The organism is Mesorhizobium sp. M4B.F.Ca.ET.203.01.1.1 (genome assembly GCF_004791025.1).
Classification (GTDB): domain Bacteria; phylum Pseudomonadota; class Alphaproteobacteria; order Rhizobiales; family Rhizobiaceae; genus Mesorhizobium; species Mesorhizobium abyssinicae.
In genome coordinates this window covers 86855-104298 of the sequence record NZ_SRUO01000001.1, presented here as the reverse complement: position 1 = coordinate 104298, position 17444 = coordinate 86855, and the positions used below count along the sequence as shown (strand labels likewise).

Sequence of the window (17444 nt, the reverse complement as noted above, 5' to 3'; positions counted from 1 at the left end):
CAGGCGCGGCTATTCCGCCGCCGAAGCCAGCGGCCTGATCCGCGCCATCATCGAGCGCAGCACGGCCGGCTTCAGCGGCTTGTTGATCACCGGCACGTCGAGCCGGCCTGCCGATGCGCGCACTTCGCTCGATCGGTCCGCCGTGACCAGCACGGCCGGCAAGTCCTGGCCGTGAAGCGCCCGCAGCGTCGCGATCGCGTCGAGCCCGGTGCCGCTGTCGAGATGATAGTCCGCCAGCACGATGTCTGGCCGGCTCTCCGCCGATTCCGCCAACTGCCCGGCGCCGGTGAGTGTTTCGACATGGCAGCCCCAGCCTTCGAGCAACAGCCGCATGCCGTCGAGAATGCGGGCATCGTTGTCGATGCACAGCACCTTGAGGCCGGCAAGCGAGGAGGCCGCGCGCGCCGGCGCCTTCTCGATCTCGCGCCGGGGCGCCGCGACCGCGGCCACCGCCAGGATGACCGAAAAGCGCGTGCCCTTGCCGGGATTGGAGAAGATGCGGATCTCCAGCCTCAGCACCCTGGCGATACGGTCGACGATCGAAAGGCCAAGGCCAAGCCCCTCGGCCTCGCGCGCGCCTTCGTCCAGCCGGGTGAATTCGTGGAACACCGTGTTCAGCTTGTCGCCGGCAATGCCGATGCCGGTATCGATCACCTGGATCTCGGCCAGCGACCCCCGCCGCCTGACGCCGACCAGGATGCGGCCATGGCGGGTGTATTTGATCGCGTTCGATACCAGGTTCTGGATCAGGCGGCGCAACAGGTTGCGGTCCGTCACCACGGTGAGCGACGACGGCATGATGGTGAGTTCGAGCTTCTTTTCGGCGGCCATCGGCCGGAAGTCGGTGCCGATCTGGCGCAGCAGCCCGTCGAGGCTGAAGGCGGTGTCGTCGGGCTTCATGGCGCCTGCGTCGAGGCGAGAAATGTCGAGCACGGCGCCCAAAATGGTCTCGACCGACTCCAGCGAGGATTCGATGTTGACCGCGGCCTTGCCGGCGGGACCCTTGCCGGCCTTCTCGATCAGCGACGAGCAGTAGAGCCGGGCGGCGTTGAGCGGCTGCAGGATGTCGTGGCCGGCGGCGGCGAGGAAGCGCGTCTTGCCGAGATTGGCCTCCTCGGCCAGCATCTGCGCCTGCGCCAGCTCCTCGTTGACGCGGGTCAGTTCGATGGTGCGGGTCTTCACCCGCTGCTCCAGCGATTCATTGGCCCGCTTCAGCGCCAGGTCCTGTTCGACGCGGCCGGAAATGTCGGCATAGGTGGCGACGATGCCGCCGTCCGGCATCGGGTTGGAGCGCAGTTCCAGGATGCGGCCGCTGGTCTTCAGTTCCATCTGCCAGGGGCCGGCAAAACTGGTCAGGCGGTTGAGCATCGCCACGCGCTGGTCGGCCGCGATATCGCCGCGCTCGGCGAGGTGGCGCAGGATCCGGTCGAGCGAGACGCCGACCTGGCCCATTTCGTCGGGCAGGCCGAACAGCGCCCGGTACTGGCGGTTCCAGCAGATGAGGCGGAAATCCCGGTCGAAGACGGTGATACCTTGCTCCATCTGGTCGAGCGCGATCTGCAGCAGGTCGCGATTGTGCTGCAGCGCCTCGGTGGCGTCGTCGAGCAGGCGGAAGGCGTCCTTGGAATCGCGGTCGTTGCGGCGAAACAGCAGCGACAGGATCAGCCGCGCCGAGGACGAGCCGACGGCGCTCGCCAAAAGCTGTTCCGAGAAACGAATGACATCCATGCTGGCCTGCTCGTTGCCATGCAGCGTCACACTGTTGCTCTTCTCGAACGACTGGAAGGAGCGCTCGGTGCGCTCGACGCCGAGATAGCGGGAGATCGTGTCCTTGAGGTCGTTGACGGTCACGGCGGTGCGGAACCGGCGCAGGCTCGGCATCGGGACGGCCTCACGCGGGACGAAGATCGCCGCCTGGATGCGCTCCAGCGGCACCGACGCGCGGGAGAGCGAGCCGAGCACGAAGAACAGCGCGTTGATCGACAGGCTCCACAGCACGCCATGGTTCAGCGGCTCGGCGACGGTACCGAACAGCGCCTGCGGCCGAAGCGCTTCGAAACCGAACAGGCCGTGGACGATGATGTCGGCGTCGGAACCCACCAGCGAAGGCAGGAGCAGCGTATAAGCCCACACCAGAATGCCGGCGACCATGCCGAGCGCGGCCCCTCTGCCGTTGGCGCCGCGCCAGATCAGTCCGCCGATCAGGGCCGGCGCGAACTGCGCGATGGCCGCGAACGACATCAGGCCGATCGAGGACAGCCGCGCGCTGTTGGTGCTTTCGCGATAATAGAGGAAGGCGATGAACAGCATGATGAAGATCGCGCCGCGCCGCACATTGAGGATGAGCGTGGACCAGTCCTCGTTTTCCGAGGTCGAGGTCCTGAGCAGGCGGCGCACGAAGAGCGGAATGACGAGGTCGTTGGAGATCATGATCGACAGCGCCACGCTCTCGACGATGACCATCGCGGTCGCCGCCGACAGGCCGCCGATGAAGGCGGCCATGGCCAGCAGATCATGGCCGCTGAACAGGGGCAGCGACAAGACGTAGAGGTCGCTGCTGGTCCTGTCGCCGACCAGCGCCAGGCCGGCGAAGGCGATCGGCAGCACGAACAGGTTGATCGCCACCAGGTAAAGCGGGAACACCCAGGTCGCGGTGCGCAGTTCCGCCTCGCTGCGGTTCTCGACGATGGTGACGTAGAACTGGCGCGGCAGCATCAGGATGGCAAAGCCGCTGAGGCAGGTCAGCACCAGCCAGGTGGCGAGCGAGGTGCCATAGCCCATCGCCTGACGCGCCTGTGCATTGTCGGCAAGCTTGTCGAACATGTCGCCGGGACCGCCGAAGATCAGGAACGTCACCATCAGGCCTATGGCGAGGAAGGCGGCGAGCTTGACCACGGTTTCCACCGCAACCGCCAGCACCAGCCCGTCCTGGTGCTCGGTGGCGTCGGCATGGCGGGTGCCGAACAGCACCGCGAACAGTGCCAGCAGCATCGCCACCACCAGCGAGATGTCGCTCACAAAAGGATCGAAAGAGGGCGGCGAGCCGGTGTAATGCTCGACCATCAGGCTGACCGAGCCGGAGATCGCCTTCAATTGCAGCGCGATGTAGGGCACGGCGCCGATGGTCGCGATCAGCGTGGCGATCGCCGCGACGGTAAAACTCTTGCCGTAGCGGGCGCCGAGAAAGTCGGCGACGGAGGTGATCTTCTCGGTCTTTGCCAACCTGACTAGGCGGTTGAGCAGCGGAAAGCCGAACACGAACACCAGCACCGGGCCGGTGTAGATGCCGAGGAATTCCAGGCCGCGCTCGGAGGACAGGCCGACCGAGCCGAAGAAGGTCCAGGAGGTGCAGTAGATGGCAAGGCTGAGCGCATAGATGAAGGGTCGCGCCCGGCCGAGCCCGGCCGCCGCAGCGCGCCGGTCGCCGATGCTCGCTATGGCAAAGAGCAGCGTCACATAGGCGATCGCGATGATGACGATGAACCAGCCCTGCACGGTTCGAACCTCCTGCCTGGCCGGTCTCGCGTCGGCCCATGCCAGACGCAATCACAGCTTCGAGGTCGAGTCCATCGCGGCTTTCGGCGCATAGCGGCGGATTGCAATGGCCGCGGGCGGCCAGCAGAAAGCGGTGCCCTGGCCCTTTTTCCCGTTTTGCAACCGGGGGTTTTTGTTATGCTAAGCGAGGGCCGGCGCCGAGTGGGAGCTGGGGACGGCAGCGTGGCCACGGCAAGGAGGGTCGAATGCTGAAAGAATTCCAGGAATTCATTTCCAAGGGCAATGTCATGGACTTGGCCGTCGGTGTCATCATCGGCGCCGCCTTCGGCAAGATCGTCACTTCGCTGGTCGACGACGTCATCATGCCGATCGTCGGTGCGATCTTCGGCGGGCTGGACTTCAACAACTACTTCTTCGGACTGTCCTCGAACGTCCATTCGCCCGCGCTGGCCGACGCCAAGAAGGAGGGCGCCGTTTTTGCCTATGGCAGCTTCATCACCGCGGTACTGAACTTCCTCATCCTTGCCTTCATCATCTTCCTGATGGTCAAGGCCGTGAACGGCATGCGCAAGCGGCTCGAGCGCGAGAAGCCTGCAGCACCTGCGGCGCCGCCGCCCGCCGATATTGCGCTGCTTACCGAAATTCGCGATCTCCTCGCCAGGAAATAGCGCGCAGCGGATTTCTGGACCAAAACCCCGGCCGCTCGCGGCCGGGGTTTTCTGTTTGCGGCCGTCGTAAAACACGCTAGCTGTCGGCAAACCAAGCGGATTTTTGCATGACCCTGATCCAGACCTTGCGCGCCGAAGCGCGCGCCGCGCCCGAAAGCGGCATCGTCGCCGTGATCAACCATGGCCGGCTGCGCGACGGCATGATCCCGCTTTGGGCCGGCGAGGGCGACCTGCCGACGCCTTCCTTCATCAGCGATGCCGCCGCCCGTGGGCTCGCCGCCGGCGAGACCTTCTACACATGGCAGAAGGGCATTCCGGAGCTCAGGCAGGCGCTTGCCCGCTACTATGGCCGGCATTTCGCCAAGAGCTTCGCCGGTGAGGAATTCATCGTAACCGCGTCGGGCATGCACGCCATCCAGCTGGCGATCGACGCGCTCGCCGGCCAGGGCGACGAGGTGATCTATCTGTCGCCGGCCTGGCCGAATTTCGCCGCCGCGGCCGGTGTGGCGGGCGCCGTTCCGGTTGCGGTTACGCTCGATCCGTCCGGCAATGGCTGGTCCTGCGACGTCGACAAGATCGCCGCGGCGATCACGCCGCGCACCAAGGCGCTGTTCGTCAACACGCCGTCCAACCCGACCGGCTGGACCGCCGACAGGGAAACGCTGCAGGCGATCCTCGACCTTGCCCGCCAAAGTGGCGTCTGGATCATCGCCGACGAGATCTACTCGCATTTCCACTATGGAAGCGGCCGCGCCCCGTCCTTCCTCGACATCGCGACGGCGGAGGACCGCATCCTGTTCGTCAACAGCTTCTCCAAGAACTGGGCGATGACAGGCTGGCGCGTCGGCTGGATCAAGACCCATCCCGCCTTGCAGCAGGTGTTCGAGAACCTGATCCAGTATTCGACCTCGGGTGTCGCCCAATTCATGCAGCGCGGCGCCGTCGCCGCCCTCGACGAGGGGGATGCCTTCATCGTCGAACAGGTCGAGCGTGCGCACGCGGCGCGCGACTTGGTCTGCGGCATTCTGGGCGCGACCGGCAAGGCGCGCTTCACCGTGCCGCAGGGCGCCTTCTATCTGTTCTTCACCGTCGACGGCATCACCGATTCCCGCACCGCCGCCTTCGACATCGTCGACCATGCCAATGTCGGCCTGGCGCCCGGCACCGCCTTCGGCCCAGGCGGCGAGGCCTTCCTCAGGCTATGCTTCCACCGCCGCCTCGACCAACTCGAGGAAGCGGCGCATCGCCTGGCGAATTGGATGACGACGATTTGAGCAAGGCTGGATTGTGGTTCAGGCAAGTTCTTGCCTGAACGGCTTACTTTCAAAGGGCGGTCCGCCCCTCATCCGCCTGCCGGCACCTTCTCCCCGTGAAGGACGGGGAGAAGGGAGGGCCGCAACCTCGCCGCTCTTTTCTGCGACGCGCCAAGTGGCGAAACCATCAACGCCAGCGCTTTTCTCCCCGTTCTTCACGGGGAGAAATGTCCGGCAGGACAATGAGGGGCAGCGCCAGCGTTCTATGATTGGCAGGACCTGTTACCCATCACCGCCCACAAACCACCAGCAGGTCACCCGCCCGACTTCGGCACCAGCAGGGGAATGATCCGGTCGGTCTTGGCGACGGCCGGCCGTCCTGTCGAGGCGTAGGGGATGCCGAGCGCGTCCCAAGTCTCCACCAATGCGTCCTGCAATTCGGCGATCAGCGCGTCCGAATGGAACGGCGTCGGCGTAATGCGCAGCCGCTCGGTGCCGCGCGGCACCGTCGGGTAGTTGATCGGCTGGATATAGATGCCGTGCACGCCGAGCAGGCGGTCGCTGGCCATCTTGCAGAGCTCGGGATCGCCGACCAGCACCGGCACGATGTGGGTGGGCCATTCCATCACCGGCAGGCCGGCGGCGGCAAGCACTTCCTTGGTCCGCGACGCCTGACGCTGCTGTGCCTCGCGCTCGGCCTGCGAGCGCTTGAGATGCCGGATCGAGGTGGTGGCGGCGGCGGCGACAGCCGGCGGCAGCGCCGTGGTGAAGATGAAGCCCGGCGCGTAGGAGCGCACGGCGTCGATCACAGCGCTGGTGCCGGTGATATAGCCGCCGAGCGTGCCGAAGGCCTTGGCAAGCGTGCCCTCGATGATGTCGATACGGTCGGCCAGCCCCTCGCGCTCGGTGATGCCGCCGCCGCGCGCACCGTACATGCCGACGGCATGGACCTCGTCGATATAGGTCATGGCGTTGTAGCGCTCGGCGAGGTCGACGATCTGCTTGATGGGCGCGATGTCGCCGTCCATCGAATAGACGCTCTCGAACACGATCAGCTTGGCGCGCTCGCGTCCCGCCGCCTGCAGCAGGCTTTCTAGATGCGCGATGTCATTGTGGCGGAAGATCTTCTTTTCGGCACCCGAACGGCGCACGCCCTCGATCATTGAGGCGTGGTTGAGCTCATCCGAGATGATCAGGCAGTTCGGCAGCAGCCGCGCGATGGTCGAGATCGAGGCCTCGTTGGAGACGAAGCCGGAGGTGAAGACCAGCGCTGCTTCCTTGTCGTGCAGGTCCGCCAGCTCCAGTTCGAGCTCGACCAGCGGGTTGCTGGTGCCGGAGATGTTGCGGGTGCCGCCGGCGCCCGAGCCCATCCTGCCGGCCGCCTTCTGGAAGGCGGCGATGACGTCCGGATGCTGGCCCATGCCGAGATAGTCGTTGGAGCACCAGACGGTGATCTCCTGGGCGCGGCCGTTGGAGCGCCAGATGGCGCGCGGGAACTTGCCGACGATGCGTTCGAGGTCGGCGAAGACGCGGTAGCGCCGCTCCGCGTGGAGCTGGTCGATCGCTTCCTCGAAGAACCGCTGGTAGTTCATGTCGCCTTCCCAATTTTGCGCCGGATCATAGTCATTGCCCCATTCGGCGTCCACCGGCCGCTTCCGGTCAAAATGCCACGCCCCGAGCCTGTTTCTAACGACCACGGATCGTGGCCTATTCCCTTGATGTGGATCAACTTTGTTTCAGTACGATGCCTTGGGCTCCGGCGACTGTTACGCATTTGACACTGGAGTTTTATTCGCCTTGCGGCGCGCTTTCCAGTAAGGCGGCCTTGAGACAGTTTCCAATAAATCTTGATCAGCGAGGATACGGATGGCGGTTTTGGTGACGGGCGGTGCCGGTTATATCGGCAGCCATATGGTCTGGGAGCTCCTGGACGCGGGCGAGAGCGTCGTCGTTCTCGACCGGCTTTCGACCGGTTTCGAATGGGCGGTGGCGCCGGAGGCCAAGCTCGTCGTTGGCGATGTCGGCGATCGTGAACTGGTCGGCCAGATCATCAGGGACTACAAGGTCGACGCCATTATCCATTTCGCCGGCTCGATCGTGGTGCCCCAATCGGTCGCCGACCCCCTCGGCTACTACGAGAACAACACTTCCAAGACGCGCACGCTGATCGAGACCGCGGTGCGCGAGGGCGTGCCGCATTTCATCTTCTCCTCCACCGCCGCCGTCTATGGCGGCGCCGGGCTGGAGCCGGTGCGCGAGGATGCGCGGCTGGCGCCGGTTTCTCCCTATGGCCTGTCCAAGCTGATGAGCGAATGGATGTTGCGCGACGCGGCGAAGGCGCATGATATCCGCTACACGGCGCTGCGCTATTTCAACGTCGCCGGCGCCGACCCCAAGGGCCGTACCGGGCAGTCGACGCCCGGCGCCACGCATCTGATCAAGGTCGCCTGCGAGACCGCGCTCGGCAAGCGCCCCTTCATGCAGGTGTTCGGCACCGATTATCCGACCCCGGACGGCACCTGCATCCGCGATTACATCCATGTCAGCGACCTCGCGGCCGCGCACCGGCTGGCGCTGCAGCGGCTGCGCGCCGGGGGAGAGAGCCTTGTCGCCAATTGCGGCTACAGCCACGGCTACTCGGTGCTGCAAGTGATCGACAGCGTGCGCCGCGCCTTCGGCCGTGATTTCGAGGTCAAGATGGGCGATCGCCGCCCGGGCGACGCCGCCGCCATTGTCGCCAATTCCGAGCTTGCCCGCGCTGAGCTTGGTTGGACGCCGCAGCGCGACGATCTCGATCGGATCGTTGCCGACGCGCTGGCCTGGGAACGGATTTTGACGGGGAAGAATTCGGCGAGGGGATAGGGGTGCTTTTGCCAGGGCCGAATTACATTTCGGTCCGCCAGCGCTGCCCCTCACCTGCCTGCCGGCATCCTCTCCCCGTATAGTGACGGGGAGAGGGGCGCTGTCACCAATGATTTCGCCAATCGCCAACGCTGCAGGGAAGGCGCCGGCGCCGCGGCAAGCCACCTTCCCCCCGTCACTATACGGGGAGAAGGTGCCGGCAGGCGGATGAGGGGCGGCGCGGCCCTCTGCAATCACAAGGGCTCGTCCCGCACCCCGAGACGCGCTATTGAAGGCATCGGAGGCGTGGAGGCGCTCCGCATATTTGTCTGGGGGGCGGCATGAAGGTTTTGGTGCTCGGGGCCGGCGTCGTTGGCACGGCGGCCGCCTATTACCTGGCGAGCGACGGCCATGAGGTGACGGTGATCGAGCGCCACCAGACGGCGGCGCGCGGCACCAGCCAGTCGAATGCCGGCCTTGTCTCGCCCGGCGACGCCACCGCCTGGGCCTCGCCGGCCGCGCTGAAGACCTTCCTGCGTGCGCTCTGGAACCACGATCTCGGCATCAAGGTCCGGCTGCGCTTCGATCCCTATTTCCTCGCCTGGAGCCTGCGCTTCCTGCGCCAGTGCACGGTGGCGCGCTTGCGCGCCAACAGCCAGGTCAAGTTGCGCCTGGCGCTCTATTCGCGCGACTGCATCAATTCGCTCTCCGAAGCGACTGGCATCCACTATGATGAGCGCAAGAAGGGCATCCTCTATTTCTTCCGCTCGCAGCACAGTCTCGACACCGGCACCGACAACTACCGCTACCTGGCCGAACATGGCCTGCCGATCGAGATCGTCGGCCGTGACCGGCTGATCGAGCTGGAACCCGGCCTCGCCGGCGCGAGGGACAAGATCGCCGGCGGCGTCTATTCGCCGATCGACCAGACCGGCGATTCCAGGCAGTTCGTGGAAAAGCTCGCCGCTTATTCGGCTGAAAAGCTCGGCGTCAAATTCCTTTTCGGCACGACCGTCGAGGGCCTCGACATCGAGGGCGACCGCGTGCGCGCGGTGATGACTTCTGCCGGCCCGGTCGCCGGCGACGCGGTGGTCATCGCCATGGGGCCGGAAAGCGGCCTGCTCGGCCGCCGCTACGGCATCGACCTGCCGGTCTATCCGGTGAAGGGCTACACCGCGACCATCCCGCTCGATGACGAGAGCAAGGGGCCGACCATGGGCGGCGCCGACGAGGACCAGCTGATCGGCTACTCGCGGCTCGGCAACCGGCTGCGGCTTGCCTCGACCGCCGAGTTCACCGGCTTCGACCGCAGCTTCCGCCCGCGCGACTTCGCCGCCATGTTCAGGACCGGCAAGGATCTGTTTCCGGGCGCCTTCGACGAGAAGAAGGCGGAGCTTTGGGCGGGCCTCAGGCCAATGATGCCGAACTCCGTGCCGGTCATCGGCCTGGCGCGCTACACAAATCTTTATCTCGACACCGGCCACGGCCATGTCGGCTGGACGATGGCCTGCGGTTCGGGAAAATTCCTCGCCGACATCGTCGCCGGCCGCAAGCCGGAGATCGATCCGCAGGGGCTGGTCTACAGGAACTAGAGATGTCGGGACCGCAAGTCGCCATCGATCTCGGCCGCATCGAGCGCAATGCGCGCACCGTCGTCGAGCGCTGCTCGCAATCCGGCATCAAGGTCTTCGGCGTCACCAAGGGCATGTGCGGCATGCCGCAGGTGGCGCGCGCCATGCTGCGCGGCGGCGTTGCCGGCATCGCGGAGTCACGCTTCGAGAACATTCGCCGGTTGCGCGACAGCGGCATCAATGCGCCGATCATGCTCTTGCGCGGCCCGCCCATCGCCCGCGTCGAGGAGGTGGTGCGGACCGTCGACATCAGCCTGCAGTCGGAACTTTCGATCATTCGCGAGATCGCCCGCATCGCCGAACGCATGGGCCGCGTCCACGACATCATGCTGATGGTCGACCTCGGCGACCTGCGGGAAGGCATCTGGCCGAACGACCTTGTGCCGACCGTCGAGCAGATCCTGGAGATGAAGGGCGTACGCATTGCCGGCATCGGCACCAATCTCGGCTGCTTCGGCGCCATCTTGCCGACCGAGGAGAATCTCGGCCAGCTCGTCGCCCATGCCTACAAGATCGAGCGTCTGTCGGGCAAAAGCCTCGATTGGATCTCGGGCGGTGCCTCGTCCTCGCTGCCGCTGCTGCTCGAAGGCCGGCTCCCCGCCGGCATCAACAATCTGAGGGTCGGCGAGGCGATCCTGCAGGGCGGGCTGGAAACTTTTCGCGATCCGCCTTGGGAAGCGCTGGAGCTCGATGCCTGCCGGCTTACCGCCGACATCATCGAGGTCAAGAAGAAGCCATCGCGGCCGATCGGCCAGTCCGGCTACGACGCGTTCGGCAACCAGCCGGTCTTTCCCGACGAGGGCGACAGGCTGCGCGCCATCGCCAATATCGGCCGCGAGGACGTGCTGGTCGAAGGCCTGATGCCGATCGCCAAGGGCGTGCGCGTGCTCGGCGCCTCCAGCGATCATCTTTTGCTTGACGTCCAGGACGCCGATCCACCTCCCGTCGTCGGCGGCCGCGTCGCCTTCCGCATGAGCTATGGCGCCATGCTTCTCGCCATGACCTCCGAATATGTCGAGAAGGCCCCGATGCACGACGTCGAGGATTATTCCGGCCGCAAGATGGTGTCGATCTCGGCCGAGCCGTCGGCGGCGGGGATCCTCGCCCGAGAGGCGACCGGGGCGCGGCTTGAGGCGATGAACTTCGATGTCGTCGAATTGGCCGACGCGGAACGGCCGCCTTCGGGCCTGATCCGGCTGACCGCCGGCGCCGACCGCCGCATTGCCCACACGGCACTTGCCGCGACCGCGCGGGCGACACACTCATTTGGCCTGATCTGGATCGATTCCATCGCCGCGCTGATGCCGGAGGAGATCGAAGGCATCGACCTGCCCGAGGCTTCGGTGCTCGCCCGCATGTTGGGCTTGGATCACAAACCGGGCGCGTTGCAGCCGCAGCTTTCGCCGGAAAACATCGTCATCGTCGGCTTGCGCCACGCCGATCCGGCCGAGGCGCGCGTGCTGGCGGATTCGCGTGTCTCCGCCTTCACCATGACCGACATCGACGCCACGGGCATGGGGGAAGTGATGCGCGAGGCGATCCACATCGCCTCCTCAGGCACGCAAGGGTTCCACGTCGCCTATGCGCCCGAGGTCACCGAATTCGCCGGCTGGGCGGCAGGCTCGGGCGGGCTCACGGTGCGCGAAACGCATCAGGCGATGGAGGCGGTGGCACTCTCGGGCGGGCTCTTGTCGATGAGCGTCTCTGGCTTCACCGCCGATCTCGAACCCAGGATCGCCACCGATGCCGTCAGCTTCGTCATGTCGGCCTTCGGCAAGCGGATTCTATAGCTAAATTGACTTGCGATCGGCGCGGAACTTAACCTCAACCCAGAAATTTTGAATCCAGTTGGATGCGTGGATGAGATTAATTGGGGACGTCGGCAGGGTTAATTCCATCTTGTTCGCTGGAATGGCATTTTTATCAGGATCGTCTGCTTGCATTTTTGAAAAAGCCAACAATTGTGGAAATTATGTTGGAATGGGTATTAGCTATGGGGATGGAGGTTCGGAATGTGAATCGTATTTGTCCATTAAGTATGGCATAGATCTATTTTCGCAATCCAGTGGCTTTCAGTTGGATTTCTTATTAACTCCGCTAATTATATACTTCTGTTTGGTTTCAATCATATTTTTAACATTTTCGTCAGTAAGTAAAGTGTATTTTCCGATCCGGCATGCTTTTTACGCCATTAATATGGCGATATTGTATTCTTCGTACTTCTTCTTATCATTCGTGACCTGATCAGATCCGCGCTTCGACCGCCCCGCGCCATGCGCTGAAATAGGCCGCCCAGATGGGATCAGTTTGCGGTTCTATTGTCTCGACCTTGCTGTGCGCGGGCGTCTCTTTGGATGCCAGAAGTGCTGCGCCGATGCTGGTGCCGGTGGCGGCCTCGGAGGCGATGACCGTGCGCCCCGTCGCCGCCGCCAGCATGCCGGTAAAGAGGCGGTTGCGGGCAAAGGGTCCTTCCACGGTTGTCGGCCCGTCGCCGCCGATCAGCCCAAGACAGGTCGCGGTCATCAGCGCCAGATAGAAGGAGATGGTGACGAAGCGCTCGCCGCCGCTCGTTCCGTGGGCATTGAGCCATTGCGGCTGGCGGTGCGGGAACGGCCCCGATCCCTGCTGGGTCGAGGGCAGAAGCAGCGTCCTGCGCGCCAGCACGGCGGCGACGTTGTCCTCGTTCCAGTCCTGCGGCTGACCGTCGGTCAGCAGCGAGAACTCGCGCCCGCCCATGAAGCGAGCCGAAGGCACGGGATCGCCGAGCGCGTTGACGTTGACCAGCGTGTCTCGGGCCGGATCGAGCTCGACCCTGCCGCCGCCGACCGCCATCGAAACCACCCAGGTGCCGGTCGAGACGACGGAGAAGGGTGGCCGGTCGGACAAGAGATGCGGCAGCAGCGAGGCGTTGGAATCGTGCAGCCCGCAGTACACCGGTGTCTGCGGGTCGAGCCCGGTTCGCCGGGCGAGGGCCGGCAGGATCGGTCCTAGCCGCTCCTTCGCCGGTCGCACCGGCGCCATCAGCCGACGCCAGCCCATCTTGTCGACCAGCGACGAGTAGTCGGACGTCCACGGGTTCCACAGATCGGTGTGGCAGCCGAGCGATGTCACCTCGTTGACCGCGACGCCGGTTAGCCGAAGCGCCCAATACTGCGGGTACATCACAATTGCGGCCGCCTTGGCAAATTCCGCTGGAAAGCGCCTCTGCTGCCAGAAGAGCTGCGCGCCGATGTTCAGGCCGGCCGGCAGGCGCGGCGTGCCTGTCTCGACAAAGGGCGGACGGATGAGGTCATAGTCCTCGGCGAATTCGTCTGGTCCCGAAAATTCATAGTCGAGCACCGGCAGCGCCAGGCCTCCGCCGGCGTCGACCAGCACCGCCGTCGCGCCATGGGTGGTGATCGAGATGGCGTCGATGCGCTGCTCGCGGTGCAGTTCGGCGAGGCTATCGAGGATGAACGTCCACAGGCACTCGATGTCGTGCTGCGGGTAGGGGCCGTCAGTGAGGGGCGCGTTGGCGCTGCGGCGCAGTGCCGTCTCGCGCAGGGTCGCGAGATCGACAAGCGCCACCTTGGCGTTGGTCTTGCCGATATCGATGACGGCGACGTGGCTTACCCGCATTTCTCACACTCGATCGAGGGTCGGTTGGAGAACCCGGCAGGCAGCGTGTGAGAAATGCGGGCCAATCATGCCATATGGAACACGGTTTCCAGCGGCACCGCCACCGGCTCGTTATCGGCCCTGGTTTCCATCACATCGGCCATGTGCGCCCACCAGCGCTGCATCACCGGATGGCTGGGTAGCTCGGCCATGCCGTGGCTATCCCTGCGCCAGAGCACGCCGAACAAAATGTTGGTTTCCTCGTCGAGATGGATCGAGTAGTCGGAGACACCGGCTTGCTTCAAAAGCGCCACCAGCTCAGGCCAGATCTCGTCGTGGCGGTGCTTGTACTCGGCCTTCATGCCGGGATTGAGCTTCATCTTGAAGGCGTATTTTTCCATCACGCGAAGCGTCCCTCTCGCAGGCGCCGCCAAACGATGGGCAGCGCAATGACGATGATCAGCAAGAGGCCGATGAAGATCGACATGACGATGCCCGGCACGTTGAGCAGCCCGAGCCCAAAAGTCACCAGCCCCATGATGAAGGCGGCGAGCACGACGCCCAGGATGCTGCCGGCGCCGCCAAGGATCGAGACGCCGCCGAGCACCACCATGGTGATCGCTTCCAGCTCATAGCCTTGCGCGATCGACGGCCTTGTCGAGCCGAGCCGCGAGGTAATCAGCACCGAGGCGATGCCGGACATCAGCCCCGTCAGGCAGAACAGGATGAACTTGATGCGGTCGACACGCACGCCGGAGAACTGGCATGCGACCGGATTGTTGCCGATGGCAAAGACGCGGCGGCCGAAGCTCGTGCGATGCAGCACGAACCAGTAGATGAGCGCGGCGACGAGGAACAGCGCCAGCTCGAACGAGAAAACCCACCAGACATAGCCCTGGCCGAAGAAGGCGAAGCTCTCCGGATAGCCCTTGTACGCCTGGTCGCCGAGGATGATGAAGGCGATGCCGCGGAACAGGCTCATCGTGCCGATGGTGACGACGATGGAAGGCAGGCCGAGCCGCGTGACCAGCAGCCCGTTGAAGGCGCCGCAGCCGAGCCCGACAACGATGCCGATGGCAACCAGCACTGGCGTTCCGGCGCCGGCCTGCACCGCCATGCCCATCATAGTCGAGGCGAGCGCCACGATCGCCGCGACCGACAGGTCGATCTCGCCGGAAATGATCAACAGCGCCATGGCAAGCGCGATCAGCGCCTTTTCGGTGAAGTTGAAAGTCAGGTCCGACAGCGACCACGGGTCGAGGAAATAGGGCGAGGCGAAGCTGTTGACCGTGAAGATGAGAACCGCGATGACGACGAGCAGCGCCTCCCAGGAAAAGATCGCGGACGAGAGCGGCTTGTCGAGCCGGTCGGGGATGTGGCGCGGGTGAGGGGCGTCGGTCATGCCGCTTCCGCCTTTCTGAGTATGATCCGGCCCTGGCGGCGTTCGCCGCGCGCATTCAGCACCACGGCCAGGATGATGGCGCTGCCCGATATCGCCATCTGCCAGAAGGGCGAGATGTTGATGACCGGCAGCGCGTTGGAGATGATACCGAGGAACAGCGCGCCGAGCACCGCGCCACCGACCGAGCCGATGCCGCCGGCGATCGAGATGCCGCCGATGACGCAGGCAGCGATGATGTTGAGCTCATAGCCGTTGGCGACCTCGACCGAAGCGATCACATAGCGCGAGATCCACAGATAGCCGGCCAGTCCGCCGATCATGCCGGAAATGCAGAAGACGATGAATTTTGTCCGGCCGACGTCGATGCCGGCATAGACCGACGCGGTCGGGTTGACGCCGATGGCGTAGATCGAGCGGCCGATCTGCGTGCGCGTCATCACCACGAAGAACAGCGCGATGACCAGCAATGCGATCCACGAAAGCACCGGCAGGCCGAGGAAGGCGGCGCGCTGGAAGTTGATGAAGTCCGGGCTCATCTGGTCGGCATTGACCCAGGCGCCGCCGGAAACCACGAAGGTCGCGCCGCGATAGATGGTGAGCGTGCCTAGTGTCACCACGATCGAGGGGATGTTCAACCGCCACACCAGCAAGCCGTTGATGGCGCCGAGCACCAGCCCGACGAGAAGCGCGATGACGATCAGTGCCGGGATCGGGATCGCCGGATGCGCGGCGTTGAGCATCGCCACCACCATACCGGTGAAGCAGAGGTTCGACGCCATCGACAGGTCGATCGAGCGCGTCAGGATCACCACCATCTGGCCGAGCGCCAGGATCATCAGGATCGAGGTATCGTTGAACACCTGGCGCAGATTGGCCGGGTCGGCGAAACCCGGGAAGCGGGTCGAGATCAGGCCGATCAGCACCGCGATTGCCGCAAGCAGCCAGATCTCGCGGTATTTGCGCAAATTCTTCATGTCGCGATCCCCGCTGCGGTTCGCACCAGCGTCTCGGCATCGAGCCCCTTGTTGTCGTGGACGGCCGCGATGCGGCCTTCGCGCATGACGACGACACGGTCCGACATGCCGAGTATCTCCGGCAGTTCGGAGGACACCATGATCACCGACAGGCCTTGCGCGACGAGCTCGGCCATGAAGCCGTGCACGGCGGCCTTGGAGCCGATGTCGATGCCCTTGGTCGGCTCGTCGAGGATGATCACCTTGGGCGCCGTCGCCAGCCATTTGGCGATGACCACCTTCTGCTGGTTGCCACCGGAGAGCGTGCCGACATCCTGGCTGAGCGATGAGGCTCTGAGATCCAGCCGTTCGGTGTAGGAGCGGGCGAGCGCGAACTCCTCCGCCAGCCTGAGCACGCCCGATTTCGAGGTGCGCATGAGCGAGGGCAGCGAAACGTTCTGGAAGATCGGCATCCCGATCACCACGCCCTGCTTGCCGCGCTCCTCGGGCACGTAGACGATGCCGGCCTTGATGGAGTCGGCGGCCGATTTCGGCGCGATCGGCTTGCCGTCCAGCGTGATCGTGCCGCGGCTGGTGCGGGTGATGCCCGATATGGCCTGCATCACCTCGCTGCGCCCGGCGCCGACCAAGCCGTAGAAGCCGAGGATCTCGCCCTTGCGCAGCTCGAAGCCGATATCGTCGAACTCGGTCGGATGCGACAGGCCGGATACGGAAAGCACCGGCGCGCCGATCTTCGGCTCGCGCTGCGGGAAGATGTGGTCGACGTTGCGGCCGACCATCATGCGCACGATCTCGTTCTGGCCGGCATCCTTGAGCAGGCCATCGCCGACCATCTCGCCGTCGCGGAAGACGGTGTAGCGGTCGGCGATGCGATAGATCTCATCGAACTTGTGGCTGATGAACAGCACCGCCTTGCCTTCGCTCTTCAGGAATTCGATCAACAGGAAAAGCTCCTCGATCTCCTTCATCGAGAGCGCGGCGGTCGGCTCGTCCATGATGACGATGCGCGCATCGATCGACATCGCCCGCGCCACCGCGACCAAATGCTTGTTGGCGATGCCGAGGTCCTTCAGCCTTGCGTCGGCATCGATATGGCCGGCGCGCATCGTCTCCAGCACCTCGCGCGCATTTTTCCGCATGGTGCGCCAGTCGATGGTGCCGAAACGGGTGCGCGGCGCGTGGCCGAGGAAGATGTTCTCGGCGACCGAAAGATCGTCGAACAGCACCGTTTCCTGATGGATGGCGGTGATGCCGTGGCCGAAGGCGGCATGGGCGCTATGCAGCGTCGTCGCCTCGCCATCGATGCTGATTTCGCCGGCGTCGGGCTGGTAGATGCCGGTCATGATCTTGACCAGCGTCGACTTGCCGGCGCCGTTCTCGCCGATCAGCGCCGTCACCTGGCCCGGATAGAGCGACAGGCTGACATTGTGCAGCGCGCGGACACCGGGGAAACTTTTCGAAATGCCGGAGAGCGTCAGGCGCGGGGCGGCCGGCTGGGCCGGGCCCGAAAGCGGCCGTTCCGTCTCCACTTTGTGCTGGGCTGTCGTGTCCATATCCGTATCAGGCCCTGAGAGAAGGTCCGT

General features: G+C 64.7%; 12 protein-coding genes. 5 read left to right on the top strand and 7 right to left on the bottom strand.

Going from position 1 to position 17444, the window contains the following annotated elements; genetic code table 11:
* Window positions 1-9 precede the first annotated feature (9 nt).
* Entirely contained in the window at window positions 10-3495 is a 3486-nt protein-coding gene (locus EN846_RS00475; protein WP_135913816.1) for a PAS domain-containing hybrid sensor histidine kinase/response regulator, read from the bottom strand.
* 245 nt (window positions 3496-3740) lie between these two features.
* Here EN846_RS00475 and mscL point away from each other — a divergent pair, with 245 nt between their 5' ends.
* Window positions 3741-4163 carry a large conductance mechanosensitive channel protein MscL gene (gene mscL / locus EN846_RS00470; RefSeq protein ID WP_127282424.1) on the top strand — a complete coding sequence of 141 codons (423 nt, stop codon included), beginning with the start codon at window positions 3741-3743 and terminating at the stop codon, window positions 4161-4163.
* Window positions 4164-4270: 107 nt separating this feature from the next.
* A complete protein-coding gene (locus EN846_RS00465; protein WP_127391462.1) occupies window positions 4271-5437 on the top strand; it encodes a pyridoxal phosphate-dependent aminotransferase in 1167 nt (388 codons plus the stop codon).
* 293 nt (window positions 5438-5730) lie between these two features.
* Here EN846_RS00465 and hemA read toward each other — a convergent pair whose 3' ends face one another.
* Entirely contained in the window at window positions 5731-7008 is a 1278-nt protein-coding gene (hemA, locus tag EN846_RS00455) for a 5-aminolevulinate synthase (RefSeq protein ID WP_135913824.1), read from the bottom strand.
* Between the two features lie 274 nt (window positions 7009-7282).
* On the opposite strand from hemA, the gene galE reads away from it, so the two are divergent.
* From galE to EN846_RS00435, 3 genes are all read left to right on the top strand, one after another.
* Window positions 7283-8278: a UDP-glucose 4-epimerase GalE gene (gene galE / locus EN846_RS00450; RefSeq protein WP_127391461.1), complete on the top strand. Its 996-nt coding sequence runs from the start codon at window positions 7283-7285 to the stop codon at window positions 8276-8278.
* A 320-nt stretch (window positions 8279-8598) separates the two neighbouring features.
* The gene (locus EN846_RS00440) at window positions 8599-9849 is read left to right on the top strand and encodes a D-amino acid dehydrogenase (protein WP_127312178.1); all 1251 of its coding nucleotides are present in this window, start codon (window positions 8599-8601) and stop codon (window positions 9847-9849) included.
* Between the two features lie 2 nt (window positions 9850-9851).
* Complete coding sequence (locus tag EN846_RS00435; protein WP_127391460.1) at window positions 9852-11678, top strand: alanine racemase; 1827 nt, start codon at window positions 9852-9854, stop codon at window positions 11676-11678.
* Between the two features lie 454 nt (window positions 11679-12132).
* Here the strand turns inward: EN846_RS00435 and EN846_RS00430 are convergent, their stop codons facing one another.
* The 5 genes from EN846_RS00430 to EN846_RS00410 all read right to left on the bottom strand — a co-directional run bounded on the left by EN846_RS00430 (window position 12133) and on the right by EN846_RS00410 (window position 17414).
* Complete coding sequence (locus tag EN846_RS00430; protein WP_127309840.1) at window positions 12133-13506, bottom strand: FGGY-family carbohydrate kinase; 1374 nt, start codon at window positions 13504-13506, stop codon at window positions 12133-12135.
* Window positions 13507-13571: 65 nt separating this feature from the next.
* Window positions 13572-13886: an L-rhamnose mutarotase gene (gene rhaM / locus EN846_RS00425; RefSeq protein ID WP_189379495.1), complete on the bottom strand. Its 315-nt coding sequence runs from the start codon at window positions 13884-13886 to the stop codon at window positions 13572-13574.
* Window positions 13886-14887, bottom strand: a complete 1002-nt coding sequence (locus EN846_RS00420; protein WP_126056561.1) for an ABC transporter permease — start codon at window positions 14885-14887, stop codon at window positions 13886-13888. Before EN846_RS00420 ends, rhaM begins: the two co-directional genes overlap by 1 nt.
* Window positions 14884-15861 (bottom strand): ABC transporter permease, encoded by a 978-nt coding sequence (locus EN846_RS00415; protein WP_127391458.1) that lies wholly within the window; start codon window positions 15859-15861, stop codon window positions 14884-14886. Before EN846_RS00415 ends, EN846_RS00420 begins: the two co-directional genes overlap by 4 nt.
* Window positions 15858-17414: a sugar ABC transporter ATP-binding protein gene (locus EN846_RS00410; RefSeq protein WP_127391457.1), complete on the bottom strand. Its 1557-nt coding sequence runs from the start codon at window positions 17412-17414 to the stop codon at window positions 15858-15860. Before EN846_RS00410 ends, EN846_RS00415 begins: the two co-directional genes overlap by 4 nt.
* Window positions 17415-17444: the final 30 nt, after the last annotated feature.

What these genes read in the sequence shown, in the direction of transcription:
- mscL (WP_127282424.1), top strand. Translation starts at nt 3,741, where the DNA reads ATGCTGAAAGAATTCCAGGAATTCATTTCCAAGGGCAATGTCATGGAC.
- EN846_RS00465 (WP_127391462.1), top strand. Translation starts at nt 4,271, where the DNA reads ATGACCCTGATCCAGACCTTGCGCGCCGAAGCGCGCGCCGCGCCCGAA.
- hemA (WP_135913824.1), bottom strand. Translation starts at nt 7,008, where the DNA reads ATGAACTACCAGCGGTTCTTCGAGGAAGCGATCGACCAGCTCCACGCG.
- galE (WP_127391461.1), top strand. Translation starts at nt 7,283, where the DNA reads ATGGCGGTTTTGGTGACGGGCGGTGCCGGTTATATCGGCAGCCATATG.
- EN846_RS00440 (WP_127312178.1), top strand. Translation starts at nt 8,599, where the DNA reads ATGAAGGTTTTGGTGCTCGGGGCCGGCGTCGTTGGCACGGCGGCCGCC.
- EN846_RS00435 (WP_127391460.1), top strand. Translation starts at nt 9,852, where the DNA reads ATGTCGGGACCGCAAGTCGCCATCGATCTCGGCCGCATCGAGCGCAAT.
- EN846_RS00430 (WP_127309840.1), bottom strand. Translation starts at nt 13,506, where the DNA reads ATGCGGGTAAGCCACGTCGCCGTCATCGATATCGGCAAGACCAACGCC.
- rhaM (WP_189379495.1), bottom strand. Translation starts at nt 13,886, where the DNA reads ATGGAAAAATACGCCTTCAAGATGAAGCTCAATCCCGGCATGAAGGCC.
- EN846_RS00420 (WP_126056561.1), bottom strand. Translation starts at nt 14,887, where the DNA reads ATGACCGACGCCCCTCACCCGCGCCACATCCCCGACCGGCTCGACAAG.
- EN846_RS00415 (WP_127391458.1), bottom strand. Translation starts at nt 15,861, where the DNA reads ATGAAGAATTTGCGCAAATACCGCGAGATCTGGCTGCTTGCGGCAATC.
- EN846_RS00410 (WP_127391457.1), bottom strand. Translation starts at nt 17,414, where the DNA reads ATGGACACGACAGCCCAGCACAAAGTGGAGACGGAACGGCCGCTTTCG.